Raw genomic sequence first — 18662 nt, forward strand, 5'->3', positions numbered from 1 at the left:
CCGATCAGCACGGTGGGTTTTGGCAATAACGGGCTTGCGAAAGCCAACTTGCACGGGGCGAATGATCAAAAAGTGCTCGCTGGCGGTGATAGGGAAAGTGTCGGCGCCGGCTTCACGGATTCAGGTAATAGATAGAATAGCTACTTAAAGCATAGGTATAGGTTCGTTGAGGTAGTCACCTAGAACCGTATCCTGTAGATTGGTTCCTGGTGATAAGTTCCAAAGACGGTTTTCCACCCCACGTGCAATCAAGTGAATCACCGCAGACTCGATAGCGGACATCACCGCTAACTGTACAGGTTCGTTCGTGGTGATACCTGCCTCTGCCTCTAGCAAACGCCTAAAGTCGATAAACCGGTACACGCCGGCTCGGAGTTCTTTGGAGTAGATAGTTTTGGTGGTGGTGACGTTGGCAAGTATTTCACCGGTGGATATTTCTACCGCACGCAAATTGACGGTTACTTGGTCTACTTGATATTGACCTGATGCACCGATACCGAAGTACTCCGCTCCCGCTCCTCCTGTTCGAATATTGGATTCATAAGCGATGATTCCTCCTTCGAGCATGACGGAAGCCGCGCGTAGTGACGGCAAGGTATCGGGCTGGCCAAAACGCTCGAACTCAGCGCGAATGATGCGTCGCTCGGTTAATAGGTTCTGTAAGCCTACCCGTTCCAGTGGTATGAACCAGCCTGAATCAGCGAGCGCGCCGGTGAGCATAGCAGCGGCCCCTTGGGTGACGGCCGTTGAAAAGGTGCTAGCCGGGGCGGGTCGATATTGTCCGGTTTGGTCTCGAAAATCATACACAGAGACAAAGATTTTTCCGGCGGGAGGTGGTAACGACACCAGGTCTTGATAGGTAGCACCTCTTGGTGTCAGCGTTGCTTGTGCCCCCTCTAAATTTTCCGACGTGGCTACCATCCCAGCGCATCCGCTGAGTAACCCAGCAATGACGATCGAGGCAATTATTTTCATGTTGTTCCCCTGAATAACTTAAGCCGTACTTTTTTGTTACTCGTACTTTTGATCATTAAGGGTTGAATAAACCGCCTACGCTAATTTCAGTCACGTCGCCGGTTATTTTATCGACGACACGAACCACTAACTGTCCGCTACTATCACTGACGACAACGCCAAACTCGTCGCTATCGAAACTACCTTCGTCGACTTCTCCACGACTGACATCAGAAATCAATTGGGAGATCAACCGGCTCTCCAAGTTTTGTAGTAGACGTTCCGTTGATGATAGAGACTGTACACTGCGTGTGTTCGGGTCCGTCGTCGTGTCCTGTGCCTGTGCTTTACCTAATAAGTAGCTACCCACAAAAGGGTCACCACCAAACGAAGGGTTGATGGGCTGATAGATCAAGTTGCCTGCCTGTGCTTGCGTTACCGCTATCGTCATTAGCCCTATGCTGGCGACTTTCTTTAACGTTTTCATCAAAATATCTCCTCTTTCCCCAAGTCTCTGTCCGAGGTCAAAGCGGCTGAGAGCTGTTGTTGGAGTAGTGCGTCTTCGACGATTTTTACAGCGTCTCCCGCTACGCGATCAGCCTCGCTGATTCTTGGAGAAAGCTGCGTTCTAAAGTACATCCGGTTGCCTTCCATGACCCATACCTGACTGCCCCATCGAGCATCAGGGCGCTCTTGAATGGTGATAGTGGCATTGCCGATGATGACGTTATCCATTGCTCGCTGGCTAAATGCTCGGTAGAACGTTTTTCCTGCCATAGTGATGGTACGGTCCACCATGATTCCGGTCAGTTCACTACTGCCAGTTGACCGGCCTTGTATCTCTGGTCCGTCCGGGCTCGATAATTGGTTAATCGCATCTACCTCGGCCTGCTCATTTCTAGCAAGTGACGATGTATCGACGGGCTCATTTGATTGAGCGTTAGCAATGCTTGTTAAACACCATAAGAGAGCAATAGAAATTTTATGCTTAGCAGCCATGATGCTTATCTCTCATTGAGTCATTGCGGATGCCGCTGCAGGCTGCGCGCCGTTTCGATATTAGGCAAAATGGGTCCCAGGTTTTGATGGATCCAATTGAGCGCTTGAATTCGATTGTGCACGTTGATTTTTCTAAAGATGTTGTAAAGATGTGATTTAACCGTGTGCTCACTCACAAAGAGTTTGTCGGCAATTTGTTGATTGGAAGAGCCTGCACTGAGTAACGAAATGATCTCCATTTCTCGGTTGGTCAAGCCGCAGGCAGGGCGAAACGCGTTGCTTTGGTACTTTCGGTAAAAAAGAATCAAACGGGCCATCAAATCCCGCGACATCCACAGCTCCCCCTCCAACAGCGCGTGGATACCTTTACAAATCACTTCCAGGCTTTCGTTACGATAAAAGACCCCCTTGAGTTGGGCACAGGACAAAGCCTCCAGCGCGTGGTCCATATCGCGGATGTTGAAAGCGGCCAGTGAGGTTTTGGCCAGGCTATCGGGAAGGTTTTCCTGCCACTCGGGTAGCTCCTCTACGCCGATGTGATCGCTATCGATAAGGATCAGCAGTTTGTTGGGAAGGGTGGCAGGCAGCGGCCTGCGCGGTGAATGAATGCTGACCGTACAGCCCGTGTGTTCGTGTAAATAGTCGGCAAAAAGCTGCGACTGGGGGCTTTTTTCGGTGACGATGTACACCAAGCCGTGCGTTTTTTCTTGGGACATTGGGGAGGCCTCATGAGCGTAAAGCGTGAGTAGGTGACCAAATGAGTGTTGCCTATAAGATGCATTTCGTAAAGATTTGTTATCAAAATAATCATAAAAGTAATTTGCGCTTTGTTATTACTTTTTTGGAATATATAGTTCAAGATATTGTTTTTAGATGCATTTAACAGTGGATAGTGGTCATGACTGCGCTGAGCGAAAAGATACACTGAGTAACATTGAGTCGCCTTTAGCTGTGTTCTCTATAGGCGTAAACTGACCCCATCATGTGAAGGAGTCACCCCTATGAATGCAGCCAATACGCTCGTTTTAGCCAGTGGAAATTCTGGAAAATTAAAAGAATTCAATCAGTTGCTATCACCCCTTGGGCTGGATGTTCGCCCCCAGGCGGAGTTTGATGTGCACGATGTCGAAGAGACAGGACTAACGTTCGTTGAAAATGCGCTGTTAAAGGCGCGTGAAGCGAGTCGCGTAAGCGGGTTACCGGCGCTCGCCGACGACTCAGGTCTGGAGGTCGATGCGTTGCATGGAGCGCCTGGCATTTACTCTGCTCGCTATGCCGGTGAGCCGAAAAGTGACGAGCGTAACAACGAGAAACTGCTGGCAGCGCTGAGTGAGTGCGCGGAAGGCCAGCGCACGGCGCGTTACTGGTGTGTGTTGGTCTATTTACGCCATGCAGAAGACCCAGTACCGGTGATCGTTCAACGAAGTTGGGAAGGAGAAGTATTGGCTCATCCGCGTGGCGAGGGCGGTTTTGGCTACGATCCGCTGTTCTGGCTACCCGATCAGGGGATGAGCGTGGCAGAATTGCCCAGTGAAACGAAGAACCGCTTGAGCCATCGAGGCCGTGCGTTACACACGTTGGTGGACATTCTGAAGGTGGCGCATGGCTAATCGATTGCCGCCGCTCTCGCTTTATATTCATACGCCGTGGTGTGTTCGCAAATGTCCTTACTGCGATTTCAACTCCCATGAGCCCGACAACCGCGAACTTCCCGAAGCGGCCTATTTGGCCGCCTTGCTGAGTGATTTGGACGGCGATTTGGCGCTGGCGTCTGGCCGTACTCTTCAAACCATTTTTATTGGTGGCGGCACGCCTAGCTTGCTATCGCCGACGTTTTATCGACTGTTATTCGATGGCATTCGTGAGCGGCTCGCCTTTTCGCCTAGCATTGAAATCACCCTGGAAGCCAATCCAGGCACGACCGAGCAGCAGCGGTTCATTGGTTATCGGGAAGCCGGTATCAATCGATTGTCTTTGGGGGTGCAGAGTTTCCGCCCCACTCAACTGAGTGCGTTGGGGCGAATTCATACCGGCAACGAAGCGGTGACTGCCATCGGTGAAGCCAGAGCGGCGGGATTCGATAACCTCAATATCGATCTCATGCACGGCTTGCCCCAACAAACACCTGAGCAAGCCATGGAAGATATTGATCAGGCGCTTGCCCTCGATCCTGAGCATCTTTCGTGGTACCAACTCACCCTGGAGCCCAATACGGCGTTTTTTTCTCACCCTCCTCCTTTGCCGGAGGAGGAGGCGTTGTGGGACATTCAGGAAGCAGGTCACCAGCGTCTTGAACAGGCTGGCTTAAAGCGCTACGAAATTTCCGCTTATGCCCGCCCGGGGCTACAGAGCCACCATAACCTGAACTACTGGCGATTTGGCGACTACCTGGGAATCGGTGCAGGTGCTCATGGAAAGCTCTCCTACATAGACTTCCAAGGGAAATGGCAGATCGAACGGCGTTGGAAAACGCGTCAGCCCGATGCGTACTTGCGCCGTGCCAATGATCCGCGTGGCTTCGTAGCAGGCCAGCAGCTCATTGAGCCAAACGAGTTACCGCTGGAGTTTGCCATGAACGCGCTGCGTTTAACCGAAGGGGTACCATTGGCGGATTGGGCGGCTCACACTGGCCAACCAGAGGCACTGTTACTTGCGCGTTTACACAGTGCTCAAGAAAAAGGACTTTTAATGGAAATGCCTGAAAAGCTGCGTGCATCGCCTCAAGGTCTATTATTCTTAAATGAGTTGCTGGCCTTAATCAGCGAAGAGTGATCAGTACAAGTGAAGTGATCAGTACAAGTGACCAGCGATCAATAAGGCAATAACCCAATCATAAGCAAGGAGTGAGTGATGCGTATTTCTCGACTACTGACCCCACTGGCAGCGGCGATATTACTGGCTGGCTGCGCGACGTCCGATCCTTACGGCGGTCAAACGCAGCGCTCGAGCACCGCCATGGGCACCGGCATTGGTGCAGCGATTGGTGCAGCGGCGGGCGCTTTATCCGGTGATGGCAGTACGAGCCGTCGTGACCGTGCGCTAATTGGCGCCGCAGTAGGCGCGGCTGCCGGCGCGGGTATGGGTGCTTATATGGACCGTCAAGAGCAGCAGTTGCGTGACAATCTGCAAGGCTCGCGTATTGAAATTGACCGCCGTGGCGATGATATTGTGCTTAACATGCCTAGCAGCGTCACGTTCGGGTTTGATTCCGCTGAACTCACAGCTGATGCGCGCAGCGCCCTGAACGAAGTGGCGAATGTCCTCACTCAGTACACCGATACTCGTGTGAACATTGCAGGCCACACGGATAGCACCGGGGATGCCAGCTACAACCAGCGTCTCTCTGAGCGTCGTGCTCAGTCGGTCGGTAACTACCTGAGCCAGAACGGTGTTTCCTCTATGCGCTTAAACACTATGGGCTACGGTGCTAATCAGCCGGTGGCTAGCAATGCTACCGAGCAGGGCCGCGCGCAGAACCGTCGTGTAGAAATCACCCTGACGCCTACCGGCAGCGGCCAGTAATATGCGTTAATCTCGGCATTGCCGTCCAACGCCCGCTATGCTCACATAGCGGGCTTTTTTTTTGTTCAATTGCTAGCGAGCTGCCATGCTGTCGTATCAACACGCCTACCACGCCGGAAACTTTGCCGATGTCCAGAAGCATTTAACGCTTTTTGCGGTGGCTGATTATTTATTACGTAAAAAATCAGCAATTACATATGTTGATAGTCATGCGGGGAGAGGCCTCTATCCGCTAGCCACCAAAGAGACCCAGCGGCTTCAAGAGTATCGGGAAGGCATCGCTCCGCTCTGGCAGGCCCAACAGCAGCTGAGCGACCCGTTGCTTAGCCGTTGGCTTACCGCTTTGAATTCAGCACAACCCAACGCTGATGTGCTATCTCACTACCCGGGGTCACCCTGGTGGCTTGCTAAGGCGCTACGTGACCATGACCAACTGCGTCTATTTGAACTACACCCGGGTGAGCATGAACATTTGAGTGGCCAGACGCTGCCAAAGCAGGCACGTCGCGTATACGGCGATGGGTTGCAGGGGCTGAAACAGTTGGTGCCGGTGGCGACGCCACGAATGTGCGTGTTAGTAGACCCTAGCTACGAGCGCAAAGCGGAGTATCAAGAGGTTGTCGACGCGGTTGCTTATACCCTGGAAAAAGTGCGCCACGCCGTGTTGATGATTTGGTACCCGCTGCTGCCTGCTGGGCATCACGAAACGTTGCTCAGCGGGCTTGAAGCGAGCGGTATTCGTAAAATTTGGCACAGCGAGCTGCTGCTACGGGCCGCGGGGGAGAGTGCGCACGGGATGTACGGTAGCGGCATGGTGGTCATCAATCCGCCCTGGGGGCTGGATGAGCAGCTTGCTGCAGCGATGTCGCAGGTGACACCACTGCTGGGGAGCGACAGCCACTACCGCGCTAAATGGCTTGTAGGTGAGTAGTGGCGGCGAGTGGCGGCGGCGAGTGGTGGGGACTATTTACCGATGCAGAATGTATAAAACACTTTAAAAACATAGGTTTATGAGGATCGTGGAGCACTATTGGAGTGCTGAAATTTGCGAAAAAAAGTGTAAATATTGGCAAATTTCCTCGGCGTCGGCCCCTGACGACCCATTTTAAACTGGGATAAGTGGGAAACTAGGAGCCTTGTATACGCTTTTATCTCTATGAAATCAGTGCCTTGAGATCGCTATTTCAGCCCCTTCTGCCAAACAAAATTATAGTAACATCGTTTTCTAAACGGATCCGTTCTCATTTTGAACGGACTTGACGCACAACGTTGTTGTGCATAAAATGACTAAAAAGCGATCAGGTAACTATGGCGGTTGAATTCAGGGATATATGGCTGGAGGCTTTCTACGACGAAGACCAAAGCCACAAGAAAATACCCAGCACTATTGAAGGCGCTCTGTTCAGAAAGATTCAGATTCTGGATGCCGCGACGCAGGAGTCAGACTTGAGGATTCCGCCGGGTAACCGTTTTGAACATTTGCAGGGAAACCTTTCTGGATGGTGTTCCATTCGGGTTAACAAACAGTATCGCCTGATTTTTCGCTGGGAAGATGGCACCGCCCAAGATACATATCTAGACCCGCATGTTTACAAGGGCTAGAGGAGGTTATGGTAATGAGGAATACAAAACGTCGTCCAGTGACAGTTGGCGAAATGCTGGTCAGCGAGTTTCTGGAGCCGATGAACATCGAAATCAGTGAACTTGCCGAAGCAATGGGTGTGCACAGAAATACACTCAGCCGGATTGCGCATGACAAAGGCACGCTGACAGCACCCATGGCCATCAAACTCGCAGCGGCTTTGGGGAATACGCCAGAGTTCTGGCTGAATGTTCAGCACGCAGTTGAGTTATGGGATGTTCGTCATCGTGCCTATGAGCAGGAAGCGAAAAATGTGAAACGGGTAAAGCCGCAAGTACTGCCACTAAAGCAGGCCTGAAGAACATATCGGGTTTCCATCTGTTCACTGTGTCCCTCAACCTCTAGAGCAGTCGGGTTTTCGGCCAGGAGTGAGCAAACTGATACCCCATTGCCTTGTAGCCTTTCTCGCGCTTTCGGAACATGCGTTCAAGCATTGGCAGACTGACGTACAGTCGATGCAAGTCAAAGCCTTCTCCTATGTACTTCCCGGTTGCAACAATAACTTGAGCTTTATATAACTGCGATTCCGCCGTTTGACGCTCTCTGACGCGCATCCCTCCGCGCAATACTACCGACGATATGGATTCAGCTTCCAACAGCCTGGCCAACGTCTCAGCATGATCGCGTCGCTCTGTGAGCAAAAGGCAGTTTGCATGATTTTTCACACTATGTACGACATCCCGAATTATCTCCCGGTTGCGGGCGCTGCTTTCCGGTAATTTTCAACCCAGTTGTCCAAATAGCTGCAACTTACCTTCTGCGATTTATGTGATGAGTGAGCAAATGAGCACGGTCGTCCAGGGTCGAAAACAGGATTGCAAAACAGATCCCGACAGTAGTTCCTATGAGGGTATCCACTACCCGCTCTTGCACCATGGCCATGCCGGCAAGGTCAGGCGCCGCCAGATAACTCATCAGCAGCGCCATGGGTGTAACCAGAATCTGGCCCAGCCCGTAATTCGATCCGATGATGATCTCGGTGGCGAACGACAGTATCACCACCAGAACAATAATGGTCCAAACAGAGGGCTGGCTTAGCAGCACCAAAGCTACAAGAAGAGCGCCAAATACGTTGCCTACGGTGCGCTGTAGGGCTCGACTCATGCTGATATGCAAATGGCTACCCTGTAACACGGCGACAGCGCCCATGGCAGCCCAACCAGCATGCTGCCCACCAAACCCATAAGCAACATAAGCTGCCACGGCGGAGCCCAACGTCATGCGGGCCTGGCGGGCCGGCCTTTGAACCAATCCTGTGCCACCGGTGTATCGTGGCGGAACACCTCGGTGGTCATCACCACCAGCCATGCAAGGCCTGCCGCCAATGCAGTGGCAGCCGAGCGTTCGATGACAGAGGAAAAGTCATCAACCTGCCCCATTGAGACGCTGGCGGCGAATATGAAGATCAACGCACCTGGCGGGCCGAAATTGGCAACGTTGACGATGTAAAACAGCGTACCGCACAACAGCGCCAGAATGGCCAGCTGACCAACCATGGGCAACTCCAGCCAGGCCACCAGGGACATCACAAAAACGGTTGCGGTTTGGCAGAGCAAACAAAGGAAAACCGTAAAGCCCCGGCGTTCCGGGGCCGCAAAACGGCCAAACAAAGCCACCAATGTACCCAGCGAAGCAAATCCAATCAGGTGCGAAAAGTCGGATAGCTCGATCAGCGGAAGCACAACCAGCGCCGCGATAGCCACCTGTAGTCCGGCCAGTGCCGAGTTCCTGAAGCCAGGCTGATTAACTACGGCAAAGCACTCTTTGAACTGTGCCCGCGATAGCAGAAACCGGATTGCAGCTGATCGACTTTTTACTCTGGATAAGCGCTGATGCACTTGACCTCCGACAAAATTGGATAGCTTAAGATATAGTTAGCCTAATAACCGTTTGCCTCATTGATCTATTCGGAGTTTCCGCAATCAAGTCGCGAAATAACGAGAATTTTTGGTTTTGGAGATTGCCTCATCACACCATACGTTTAAGCGTATCGTCTCTTTTCACGAAGTGATGAATCAGTGCCATACCAATATGACCAACAATCAAAACGGTCAAAATCCATGCGATTGGCGAATGGAGCTGTCCCAGGGCTTGGGCCCAGGCAATTTCCTCGCCTTCAGCAAAAAGCTCGATACCGAAAGCCGTAATCCCGTGGCCACCACCCAGCATGACCATTACCCCGGTTATCGGCATCAGCAACAGGCCAAGATACAACGCCCCATGACCGGCCTTGACCAGCAGAGCCTGCGCCGGATCTTGCTGCGGGCGCTGATGACGCTGGCCAGCGGCCCAGGCCAAGCGTACCAGAATCAGCAGCAACATCAGCGAACCTATAGAGACATGCCAGGGCACCAGCGTTTGTCCGACCCAGTGTTCTCCGTCGAAGATTCGATCACCAAACTTGAGCAGTTGCCAGAACACCAGTAGGGCCATCGACCAGTGCAGCAGTTTGGTGAGAGCGCCATACCGCTCACGAGAATCGTGGATCATGATTGGGTTCTCCGTATTGCGGGTTTCATTACCATTGAAGGTGTTACCAAAGAGGATGAAGCCAGAATGCACACTCATTCCAGCCTCATCTTCATATCACTGCCTACTGGCGGCGTCCAGCCTGGAAAGCATCTCTTCCGGTAGTGACAATTTCACCGAAGCCAATATCTCATCCAGTTGAGACAGCGATGTTGCACTGACAATCGGTGCGGTCAGTTCTGGCTGGTGGAGCAGCCAGGCCAGTGCCACTTGGGATGGTTTTGCTGAAGCCTCCTGCGAAACGGCCATCAGGGTATCCAGAATGCGCTGACCACGATCGCTGAAATAACCGTTGAGAAAGTCAGCCCGAGGGTTGCCTTCCAGGTCTGAAAGCTGAGCGTATTTGCCAGTCAGGAATCCACTGGCCAGAGAAAAGTAGCTCACCACGCCAAGATTGTGCTCGCTGGCGACTTTCGCCAGCGACGACTCGAAATCGGCCCGGTCATGCAGGTTGTAGAGGGGCTGGATCAGCTCATAGCGCGCGAACCCATGATCACGAGACACGGCCAGCGCCTGTTCCAATCGATCGGACGAATAATTGGAGGCGCCGATGGCCCGCACCTTACCGGCCTTGATCAGCCGGTCAAACGCGCCCAATGTTTCCTCCAAGGGGACTTCCTGATCATCAATGTGGGCGAAGTATACATCGAGGTAATCGGTGCCCAGACGTGACAGGGAATCCTCAATTGCAGCTTCGATGTTGGCTGCAGATAGCCCTTTACGACGCTCCAGCATACCGACTTTGCTCATGAGAATGACGTCATCACGACGTCCCCGCTTTTTCAGCCATCGTCCGATAACTGCCTCCGACTCGCCACCTTCAAGGCCCGGTGCCCACGCAGAATATACGTCGGCCGTGTCAATGGCGCTGAAGCCCTGCTCCACAAACCGATCGAGTAGCTGAAAAGAGCGGTTATCATCGGCTGTCCAGCCAAACACGTTTCCGCCAAATACCAGTGGGGCTATCTCCAAACCGGACTTCCCAAGGGGTTTCTTCTGAAGACTCATGATGCCTCCCTCAAAAAACAACTGTCAGTGGGTGAGTCGGCCGGGTGGTCCCGGCCGGCGATTTCAGGCAATGCTTTCCACAATGCCACCTTCAACACGCAGGGCGGCGCCTGTGGTGGCACTGGCCTGGGGAGACGCAGCGTAGACACAGAGGCTGGCGACCTCTTCCGGTTCGGCAAAACGTCGGAGCAGCGTGGAAGGCCGGTTTTCGTCCAGGAACAGGGTTTCCATTGCTTCCGGGGAGACTCCCCGCTCAGCCGCCAGGTCAGCCATCATGGCTTTGGCTCCTTCAGTACGGGTCGGACCGGGAAGGATGCTGTTCACGGTCACACCGGTTCCGGCAAGAACCTTGGCGAGACCCCGGGATACACCTTGAAGCGCCGCCTTGCTCACCCCGTAGTGCACCATCTCCGATGGAATATTCAACGCCGATTCACTAGAGATGAACTGGATACGCCCCCAGCCCCGAGCCTTCATGCCAGTTGCGTAATGCCGGGCAAGTCGAACACCGCTCATCACGTTGACCTGGAAAATCTCTTCCCAGGCAGCATCGTCGATATCGAAGAATGGAACGCCGCCATAAATACCCAGGTTGTTGACCAGAACATCCACCTCGGGCAGCTGTTCGATGATGGTCCGGCAACCTTCCGCGGTACCCGGGTCCGCGATAATGCCTTTTGCATCGTCCCGACCGCTGGCATTGGCTATCTCGGCCAGCGCCTTATCCACTTTGGCCTGGTCACGACCCACTATAGTTACCGAGGCACCGGCCTCGGCCAGCCCCTGGGCAATGGCCAAACCGATGCCCGCGGTAGAGCCGGTGACCAACGACTGTTTGCCCGTGAGTTCAATTTTCATCATTTAATTCCTCTTGCCATTGATTTTTGAGGGGACGTCACCCACTCAACCAAATTGAAACGCCGATAACTGGGTTTCCATCACCCGTTCTGAGTAAACCTTCTTACCGGGCGCCGCGTCCGCCGCCCCCGCTGCCACCATCAATGGGATCAGGTGTTCCTCGTCTCCATGCGGATGACAATCGAGGGCATGCGGTGCCTGAAACCATTCCCTCAGGCGCTGATAACGAACTCCGGAGTCACCTTCGATCGCGTCCGTCAGCCAGTCATCGAATGCCTCGGAAAGCGGCGTAAACCGCTTGTCACCGTAGCCGCGCATGTTGTGGAAGCTCATGCCACTGCCGAGAATCAACACACCCTCGTCACGCAGTGGCGCCAGAGCTCTGCCTGCCTGCAGGTGTGCTTCGGGGTCCAGGTCCTGCCGTAACGACAGCTGAACCACAGGAATGTCTGCCTCGGGGAACATCACCTTGAGCGGAATAAACATACCGTGATCAAACCCACGCCCGGAATCCTCCAGGGTGTTCTGTTGTGCCCCAACCAGTAGACGACTCACGCGATGCGCCAATGCCGGCGCTCCTGGAGCCGGATAAGTCAATTTATAGGTGTGGTCCGGAAAACCGAAATAGTCATAAATGAGATCGGGCTGGCTGCCGGCGGTCACACTAAACTCTTGAGTGCGCCAGTGGGCGGATACCAGGAGGATGGCCGTCGGCTTTTCTGGCAAACGCCCGATGACGCTTCGAAGAAAGTCGGCCATACCGTCCCACGTATTGCGGGGACTCCAGTCCATAAAGAAACAAGGGCCAGCGCCGTGGGGAATAAAAAATACCGGTTGTCTGGTAGGCACTCTTGGCTGCGTGGACATCGACATACCTCCATAGGTTTGAATAGTTCAGATATCACAATGAACAGGTTATACTGATACTCAGGAAAGGAGAACGGACTTAAAAAAGGAACTGTTTTAACTAAAGGTAGGAAATAAAATGCTGGACCGATACACAAGCATGCAGGTATTCGTTCAGGCAGCGTCCAGAGGTAGTCTGTCTGCCGCCGGCCGGGAGCTGAACATGTCGCCGGCAATGGCCACAAAACATGTGGATTCACTGGAAACCAGGCTCGGCACGAAACTGCTTCATCGCACCACTCGACAGTTATCACTGACAGATGCCGGACGGGAATACCTGCAGGCCTGTCAGCGCATTCTTCAGGATCTTGAAGAAGCGGAGTCCGAAGTATCTTCCCAGCAGCATCAGGCCATGGGTCGATTACGTCTGAATGCACCGCTATCCTTTGGCACACGCTTCATTGCACCGTTAATACCGGAATTCACCCATCGTTACCCACTGGTGGAGGTGGATCTTGGCCTGAGCGACACTCAACAGGATCTGCTGAAAGAGAGCTGGGACCTGATTGTCCGCATCGGACACCTCGCTGACAGCGACCTCAGGGCCCGCCGTCTCGGCAATTGCCCGATGCGACTTTGTGCCTCGCCTGAGTATCTGAAAAAACATGGAACCCCTAACCGTGTTGCCGAGCTCTCAAACCACAATTGCCTGAGCTACAGCCTTTCCTCAGCGCAACGCGGCGGCACCTGGGCATTCGGCCAAGATGGTAAGATCCAGGTGCCCGTAACAGGCAACCTCATGTCCAACAATGGCGACGCACTTCTTGCTGCCGCCGTTAAGGGCCAAGGGATCATATATCAGCCCAACTTTATCGTGTCCGAGGCATTGGCCAGTGGCGCTCTGGTTGCTTTCGAATTGGATCACCCTCCACTGGATCTCGGCGGCCTGCATGTGCTGTTCGCGCCGGATCGTCGGTTACCCCTCAAAGTAAGAGCGATGATCGACTATTTGGTTGAGGTTTTTGAGAATTCGCCATGTGGGCCGTCGTAAATCTTATCCTTTCTAATCAAGGCCCCTCTCTACACCTGTACACTGTTCCAACAGTCAGACTTAGTTCGCAAAAAAGCCTTAATTCGCCCGGAAAACGTTATTTTTACTGTTTTTTCGGTTTTTTACTCTTTGAATATCAATAACTTATTAAGCATCCTCGCCTTTGTGCCATTTAAGGGTAATTCTACGGTTCTCCCTCAAGACGAATATTTCTGATCATTGCTCTGACGATTCAAAAGCAAACAGGAGTATTTATGACTAAACAATCAAACACCACCACAGAGTGTCTGCTGACTTATGAAGAGGTTTGCACGGTTCTGAAAATGTCGCAGGCAACCTTGAGGCGATACGTAAAGCAGGGCAGATTTCCCGCACCAGTAAAACCGAACCCCCGGGGTCGAGCGGTGCGCTTTCGCTATCAGGATGTAAAGACCTGGTTGGACAATTTGTGAGTGGGGTGAGGCAATGCAATATAAATTGAACGAAAATGGTTTGTTTTATCTGCATTCTGAACGCTGGCAACGTGTTGGCGACTGGATTCGAGTGCTATCGCGAACACGCCTACCAGACAAACGGCACGGACACGGGGCTCTTTTGGAGTGGAAAAACTATGACGGTGAAATTATTCGTGAAGTTGTTTATGCCCGTGACCTCAACAGCGAACACTCCCGACAAATCAGGGATATGTTGGTTGATAGTGGCTACCCATTAGCACCAGGTGGAGCAAGCTGGAACCGGCTTCAACACTATCTGTTGGAACAGATGGCGCTGGCCGAACCGGCGACAGTGGTGAATCGCACGGGTTGGCACGGCTCTGTGTTCGCTACGAGTAACTGGACGATTGGAGCCGCTGACGAACCACACCATTTTGTAGGCCAACTGTCTGGTTCTCCGACGTTGCAGGAGTCCGGCAGCCTGAGTGACTGGCAAACGTATGTTGGTCAGTTGTGCCGAGGCAATCTCTTAGCCATTTTTTGTAAGGCGGGGTTTGTCGTAGAGGAACAGGTTCAGGGGCTCATATGAGCGCTTCTGCGCCCGAGAACCGTTCTGACCCGTCTTGGAACCATGATAGTAGACCAGTCGCAAGGAACGGTGGCCGTTCTTGTCTGGTTCGCGTTTCTGGATAGTGATTTTCATGTTTTGCTCCTTTTGTGCTCCGAGTGCTCCGAAAACTTATACTCGGAGCACATACGGAGCAAGAGGGGGCAAAACGGATCAAATTTCCTGCAAAGAAATAGAATAAAATTCTTTATAAAACAATTACTTGTTTTTATTTTGTTGGATGCTTTTCGATCTTTTTGGCCGTTTCACTTCCCGATGCAGAAGCTGCCAAAAATTTCGCCGAGCAGATCATCGGCGCTAAATTCGCCGGTGATCTCCCCCAGCGCCTGCTGCGCATCCCTTAGGTCTTCGGCAAGCAGCTCACCTGCACCGTAGCCATCTAGCTGTGCTCGCCCGGTATCGAGTGCAGCCATGGCGCGGTCAAGGGCATCCAGGTGGCGGCGGCGGGCGGAGAAGCGGCCCTCGGTGGTTGCAGAGAAGCCCATCACCTCTTTCAGATGTGTTTTCAAGCTATCCACACCCTCTCCGGTTTTCGCAGATAGCCGAATAATCGGAGTGGCTGTGGATAATTCAATGCCCGGCGCTTCAGCACTGGCATCGATTTTATTACGCACCAGGGTAAGCCTCCTTTGATCGGGGAGGCGCTCCACGAACTCAGGCCAGATGCTCATTGGGTCGGTAGCCGCTGTGGTGGAAGCATCCACCATAAGCAGTACGCGGTCGGCCTTTTCGATCTCTTCCCATGCCCGGGCAACACCGATTTTCTCTACTGCATCGGGCGTATCACGCAGCCCGGCGGTATCAATAATATGCAGCGGCATGCCGTCTAGGTGAATGTACTCCCGGAGTACGTCACGAGTGGTGCCCGCGATGTCCGTCACAATAGCCGTATCCTGCTCGGTCAGCGCGTTCAGTAGGCTCGATTTACCTGCATTGGGGCGTCCTGCAATCACCACGCTCATGCCCTCGCGTAGCAGCGCGCCTTGCCCTGCGGCCTTACGAACAGCAACCAGCGCCTGCTGAACACTCTCTAAGTGCGTGGCGACATGGCCATCGGCGAGAAAGTCGATCTCCTCCTCTGGGAAATCGATGGCGGCTTCCACGTAAACGCGCAGTTCGATCAGCCGTTCGACCAGAGCCGATACGCGCTGAGAGAATTCGCCCTGTAACGAGCGCACGGCGTTTTCAGCGGCGGAGCGGGAGGTAGCATCAATCAGGTCGGCAATCGCTTCCGCTTGGGCTAAATCCAGCTTGTCGTTTAGAAACGCCCGTTCGGAGAACTCCCCTGGCCGTGCCAGGCGAGCGCCTAGCTGCAGGCAGCGCTCAAGCAGCATATCCATAATGATGGGGCCGCCGTGGCCCTGCAGCTCCAGCACGTCTTCACCGGTGAAGGAGTGAGGGCCGTTGAACAGCAGCGCGATGCCCTCGTCAATAGTGCCCTCAGCGCCATGAAACGGGCCATAGTGGGCGTGACGAGGAGCAGGGCAGTCACCCAGTATCTCAGCGGCTATCGAGCGGCAGGCGGGGCCTGACACGCGAATGATGCCCACGCCGCCACGGCCAGGGGGGGTTGCCAAGGCGGTAATGGTGTCTTGGGTATAGAGTCGGTCGGCCATGACGCTTCCTAAAGACGAAAGAGGGAGAGAGTGTTTCGCGATGGCGCTCATGATGAGCACCTTCGCCCTAAAACGCCAGACCCCCGCAAAGGCGGGGGTCTGGGAGTAGCAGAGGGGGCGATTACTTGGTTCGCATCCCTTTGCCGACGCTTGGATCCTTCTCGATGCTGCGCGTAATGAAGTACTGCTGCGCCACCGAGATGATGTTGTTGACCACCCAGTAGATGACCAAGCCTGCCGGGAACCACAGGAAGAAGAAGGTGAAGATAATCGGCAGCATCTTCATGATCTTCGCCTGCATGGGGTCTGGCGGTGTCGGGTTCAGCATCTGCTGAACAAACATCGAGATACCCATCAGAATCGGCAAGATGAAGTAGGGGTCTTTCACCGAGAGATCCTGGATCCAGAATATGAACGGCGCGTGGCGCAGCTCAACGGATTCCAGCAGCATCCAGTAAAGGGCGATAAATACCGGCATCTGTACCAGAATCGGCAAACAGCCACCCAGCGGATTGATCTTCTCTTTCTGGTAGAACTTCATCATCTCTTGAGACATTTTCTGGCGGTCATCGCCATACATCTCTTTAAGACGCTGCATCTCTGGGCCCAGTTTGCGCATACGCGCCATCGACTTGTAGGCCTTCGCAGAGAGCGGGAACAGCACCAACTTCACCAATACGGTGAGTAGTACGATGGACCAGCCCCAGTTGCCCACGATGTCGTGGATCTTATCCAGCAGCCAGAACAGCGGGTTGGCAATGAACCACAACCAACCGTAATCCACGGTGAGCTTGAGGTTCGGTGCGACTTGCTCGAGGTAGTCTTGCACCTTCGGGCCCATGTAAAGCGTTGCGCTCAGCGTGGCTTCACCCTCGGGAGCCACGCTGCTGGTGGGGCCAGCGAAGGCCACTACGTTACGATCTCGAGAATCGGTCGTTACGTAGTAGAGATTCTGCTGGTTTTGAGGCGGTGCCCAGGCGGACACAAAGTAGTGCTGGATGATCGCTATCCATCCGCCTTGGGCCTCGCGATTCTCGAAGTTACGTTTTTGGATCGTATCGAAATCGATCTTCTCGTAGCGCGCTTCAGGCGTGGAATAGGCGGCCCCCAGGTAGGAGTTCATCCCCATGGCCACACCGCTAGACGGGTCCGGGCTATTGTCGCGAGCCAGCTGGCCAATGAATCGAGCGGAAACCGGTGCTTCGGTATTGTTGGCCAGGTAGTAACTCACATTGACCGCATAGCTACCGCGCTCGAATGTCAGACGTTTGATGACGTCGACACCATTCACGTTAGCTGTCAAATCGACGCTGATCTGCTCTTCGTCATCGCCCAAGCGGTACTCGTTACGCTCGGGAGTAAAAGCAATGCGGCTTGCCTGACCATCCAGTTGAAGGCCGGAGCGAGCAACATAGCTGCGCGTGGCGTTATCTGACAACAGCACGTAATTACGGTCGGAATCCAGCGTTAGTTTGTGCTGCGGCAAGGCTGCGTAGACGATATCGCCACCGAAGGGGTCGATGCGTACGTCTAGAACATCCGTGGTGACCGCAATGAAATCACGGCTGGCGGTGTCGCTTTGCTCATCGCCAACGCCTTCGCTAATAGCGTTGTTAGGCGCAGAAGTACTGGGGACGGAGAGATCGTCGCTACCGCTTTCGTTCGCAGGAGCCCCATTGCTGCTTTGGGTGATCTCTGGCGTCGAATCGTAGGTAGTCTGCCCGTAATCCTGATTCCACTGTATAACCAGAAGGTAGGCTAGTACGGCCAGTGGAATCAGTAATAAAAGTCGTTTTACGTCCATGAGGGTTCTGCCCGATGGGTGGTGAACATGCTAATGGCGCAGTGTCATTTACTCGACCCATGACACACGAAAGCCTGCCAAGCGGCAGGCCAAGGTCGAGCGGCGAGGTGCGTCGTCAAGCGTCACGTGTTACGCCATTAGGCGGGGGAGGTGCAGACACCGCCTGTGCGTCGCGCTGAAGCCGTTTCCACATGCCGTGTAGCTGGCGAGTGAGCGTTTCGTTATCGATATCCTGAGCGCCGCGCTTTGCCAATATCACAATATCCACAGAGGGTAAGTGATCTTGACGCAGACGAACAGATTCCCGAACGAGTCGCTTGAAGCGGTTACGATCAACAGCGAGCTTCACATTTTTTTTGCTGACCACCAGTCCAATGCGGGGATGTCCCCGGGTACTCATGCGCGCGAGCGCCATCATACCTTTGCCATGAACTTTCAGGTCTGCCTGTTCAAACACGTGACTAAAATCCCCAGCGTTTAGCAAACGTAAGCACCGGGGAAAGCCTTGAGGCGACACACGCAATCCGAGATCAGGCGCTCAGACGCTTGCGGCCTTTGGCGCGGCGGCGTGCGATCACGGCACGGCCGTTTTTGGTTGCCATACGAGCACGGAAGCCATGCGCGCGCTTGCGCTTGAGAACGCTAGGTTGAAAAGTGCGTTTCATAACTCGTTATTCCCACGTGGTTTAGGACGGAAAGTGAATTCCAAAAGACCCGGTCCAGTGAGGAACTAGCCGGGGAGTTTCAATTCAAGACCGGAAATTGTAGAGA

The 18662-nt window shown here is 53.6% G+C and carries 23 protein-coding genes; 9 read left to right on the forward strand and 14 right to left on the reverse strand.

Features of this window, described 5'->3' with window-relative positions; translation table 11 throughout:
- Positions 1–144: 144 nt before the first annotated feature.
- From NH344_RS13155 to NH344_RS13170, 4 genes are read right to left on the reverse strand one after another with little or no spacing between them, the layout of a single operon-like run.
- Complete coding sequence (locus tag NH344_RS13155; protein WP_044628584.1) at positions 145–975, reverse strand: CsgG/HfaB family protein; 831 nt, start codon at positions 973–975, stop codon at positions 145–147.
- A 55-nt stretch (positions 976–1030) separates the two neighbouring features.
- Complete coding sequence (locus NH344_RS13160; protein ID WP_044628583.1) at positions 1031–1441, reverse strand: curli assembly protein CsgF; 411 nt, start codon at positions 1439–1441, stop codon at positions 1031–1033.
- Positions 1441–1953: a CsgE family curli-type amyloid fiber assembly protein gene (locus NH344_RS13165; RefSeq protein ID WP_062361043.1), complete on the reverse strand. Its 513-nt coding sequence runs from the start codon at positions 1951–1953 to the stop codon at positions 1441–1443. The genes NH344_RS13160 and NH344_RS13165 overlap by 1 nt, the downstream gene beginning before the upstream one ends.
- 20 nt (positions 1954–1973) lie before the next feature.
- Positions 1974–2669, reverse strand: coding sequence for a LuxR C-terminal-related transcriptional regulator (locus NH344_RS13170; protein WP_044628581.1), 696 nt, complete (start codon positions 2667–2669; stop codon positions 1974–1976).
- A gap of 285 nt (positions 2670–2954) precedes the next feature.
- Between NH344_RS13170 and rdgB the strand changes: the two genes are divergently transcribed.
- The 6 genes from rdgB (at position 2955) to NH344_RS13200 (ending at position 7415) form a co-directional block, all read left to right on the forward strand.
- A complete protein-coding gene (rdgB, locus tag NH344_RS13175; protein WP_054641669.1) occupies positions 2955–3563 on the forward strand; it encodes an RdgB/HAM1 family non-canonical purine NTP pyrophosphatase in 609 nt (202 codons plus the stop codon).
- Positions 3556–4725 (forward strand): radical SAM family heme chaperone HemW, encoded by a 1170-nt coding sequence (gene hemW, locus NH344_RS13180; RefSeq protein ID WP_054641670.1) that lies wholly within the window; start codon positions 3556–3558, stop codon positions 4723–4725. Before rdgB ends, hemW begins: the two co-directional genes overlap by 8 nt.
- A 78-nt stretch (positions 4726–4803) precedes the next feature.
- Positions 4804–5475: an OmpA family protein gene (locus tag NH344_RS13185; RefSeq protein ID WP_044628578.1), complete on the forward strand. Its 672-nt coding sequence runs from the start codon at positions 4804–4806 to the stop codon at positions 5473–5475.
- A gap of 85 nt (positions 5476–5560) precedes the next feature.
- Positions 5561–6406, forward strand: a complete 846-nt coding sequence (gene rlmJ / locus NH344_RS13190) for a 23S rRNA (adenine(2030)-N(6))-methyltransferase RlmJ (protein ID WP_044628577.1) — start codon at positions 5561–5563, stop codon at positions 6404–6406.
- A 377-nt stretch (positions 6407–6783) separates the two neighbouring features.
- The gene (locus tag NH344_RS13195; protein WP_044628576.1) at positions 6784–7077 is read left to right on the forward strand and encodes a type II toxin-antitoxin system RelE/ParE family toxin; all 294 of its coding nucleotides are present in this window, start codon (positions 6784–6786) and stop codon (positions 7075–7077) included.
- Positions 7078–7091: 14 nt separating this feature from the next.
- Positions 7092–7415, forward strand: a complete 324-nt coding sequence (locus NH344_RS13200) for a HigA family addiction module antitoxin (protein WP_044628575.1) — start codon at positions 7092–7094, stop codon at positions 7413–7415.
- Between the two features lie 452 nt (positions 7416–7867).
- Here NH344_RS13200 and NH344_RS13205 read toward each other — a convergent pair whose 3' ends face one another.
- From NH344_RS13205 to NH344_RS13230, 6 genes are all read right to left on the reverse strand, one after another.
- Positions 7868–8338 carry an FUSC family protein gene (locus tag NH344_RS13205; RefSeq protein ID WP_244154924.1) on the reverse strand — a complete coding sequence of 157 codons (471 nt, stop codon included), beginning with the start codon at positions 8336–8338 and terminating at the stop codon, positions 7868–7870.
- A complete protein-coding gene (locus NH344_RS13210) occupies positions 8335–8955 on the reverse strand; it encodes a hypothetical protein (protein WP_253028002.1) in 621 nt (206 codons plus the stop codon). Before NH344_RS13210 ends, NH344_RS13205 begins: the two co-directional genes overlap by 4 nt.
- 130 nt (positions 8956–9085) lie before the next feature.
- Positions 9086–9685, reverse strand: coding sequence for a cytochrome b/b6 domain-containing protein (locus tag NH344_RS13215; RefSeq protein WP_013786621.1), 600 nt, complete (start codon positions 9683–9685; stop codon positions 9086–9088).
- A gap of 18 nt (positions 9686–9703) precedes the next feature.
- Positions 9704–10654, reverse strand: coding sequence for an aldo/keto reductase (locus NH344_RS13220; protein ID WP_007105033.1), 951 nt, complete (start codon positions 10652–10654; stop codon positions 9704–9706).
- Between the two features lie 63 nt (positions 10655–10717).
- Positions 10718–11512 carry an SDR family oxidoreductase gene (locus NH344_RS13225; protein ID WP_013786623.1) on the reverse strand — a complete coding sequence of 265 codons (795 nt, stop codon included), beginning with the start codon at positions 11510–11512 and terminating at the stop codon, positions 10718–10720.
- Between the two features lie 45 nt (positions 11513–11557).
- Positions 11558–12385, reverse strand: a complete 828-nt coding sequence (locus NH344_RS13230) for a class III extradiol ring-cleavage dioxygenase (RefSeq protein ID WP_332102921.1) — start codon at positions 12383–12385, stop codon at positions 11558–11560.
- 112 nt (positions 12386–12497) lie between these two features.
- Between NH344_RS13230 and NH344_RS13235 the strand changes: the two genes are divergently transcribed.
- The 3 genes from NH344_RS13235 to NH344_RS13245 all read left to right on the forward strand — a co-directional run bounded on the left by NH344_RS13235 (position 12498) and on the right by NH344_RS13245 (position 14432).
- The gene (locus NH344_RS13235; protein ID WP_044628572.1) at positions 12498–13409 is read left to right on the forward strand and encodes a LysR family transcriptional regulator; all 912 of its coding nucleotides are present in this window, start codon (positions 12498–12500) and stop codon (positions 13407–13409) included.
- A gap of 254 nt (positions 13410–13663) precedes the next feature.
- Positions 13664–13861 (forward strand): helix-turn-helix domain-containing protein, encoded by a 198-nt coding sequence (locus NH344_RS13240; protein WP_082051406.1) that lies wholly within the window; start codon positions 13664–13666, stop codon positions 13859–13861.
- Between the two features lie 13 nt (positions 13862–13874).
- The gene (locus tag NH344_RS13245; RefSeq protein ID WP_082051405.1) at positions 13875–14432 is read left to right on the forward strand and encodes a DUF927 domain-containing protein; all 558 of its coding nucleotides are present in this window, start codon (positions 13875–13877) and stop codon (positions 14430–14432) included.
- Between the two features lie 284 nt (positions 14433–14716).
- On the opposite strand, the gene mnmE is transcribed toward NH344_RS13245, so the two are convergent.
- The 4 genes from mnmE to rpmH form a co-directional block, all read right to left on the reverse strand.
- Complete coding sequence (mnmE, locus tag NH344_RS13255; RefSeq protein WP_044628570.1) at positions 14717–16087, reverse strand: tRNA uridine-5-carboxymethylaminomethyl(34) synthesis GTPase MnmE; 1371 nt, start codon at positions 16085–16087, stop codon at positions 14717–14719.
- Positions 16088–16208: 121 nt separating this feature from the next.
- Positions 16209–17891, reverse strand: coding sequence for a membrane protein insertase YidC (gene yidC, locus NH344_RS13260; protein WP_044628569.1), 1683 nt, complete (start codon positions 17889–17891; stop codon positions 16209–16211).
- Between the two features lie 115 nt (positions 17892–18006).
- The gene (rnpA, locus tag NH344_RS13265) at positions 18007–18408 is read right to left on the reverse strand and encodes a ribonuclease P protein component (RefSeq protein ID WP_082051404.1); all 402 of its coding nucleotides are present in this window, start codon (positions 18406–18408) and stop codon (positions 18007–18009) included.
- A 13-nt stretch (positions 18409–18421) separates the two neighbouring features.
- Positions 18422–18556, reverse strand: coding sequence for a 50S ribosomal protein L34 (rpmH, locus tag NH344_RS13270; protein ID WP_009723348.1), 135 nt, complete (start codon positions 18554–18556; stop codon positions 18422–18424).
- Positions 18557–18662: the final 106 nt, after the last annotated feature.

Source organism: Halomonas sp. Ps84H-12, from assembly GCF_024124725.1.
Lineage (GTDB): Bacteria > Pseudomonadota > Gammaproteobacteria > Pseudomonadales > Halomonadaceae > Vreelandella > Vreelandella aquamarina.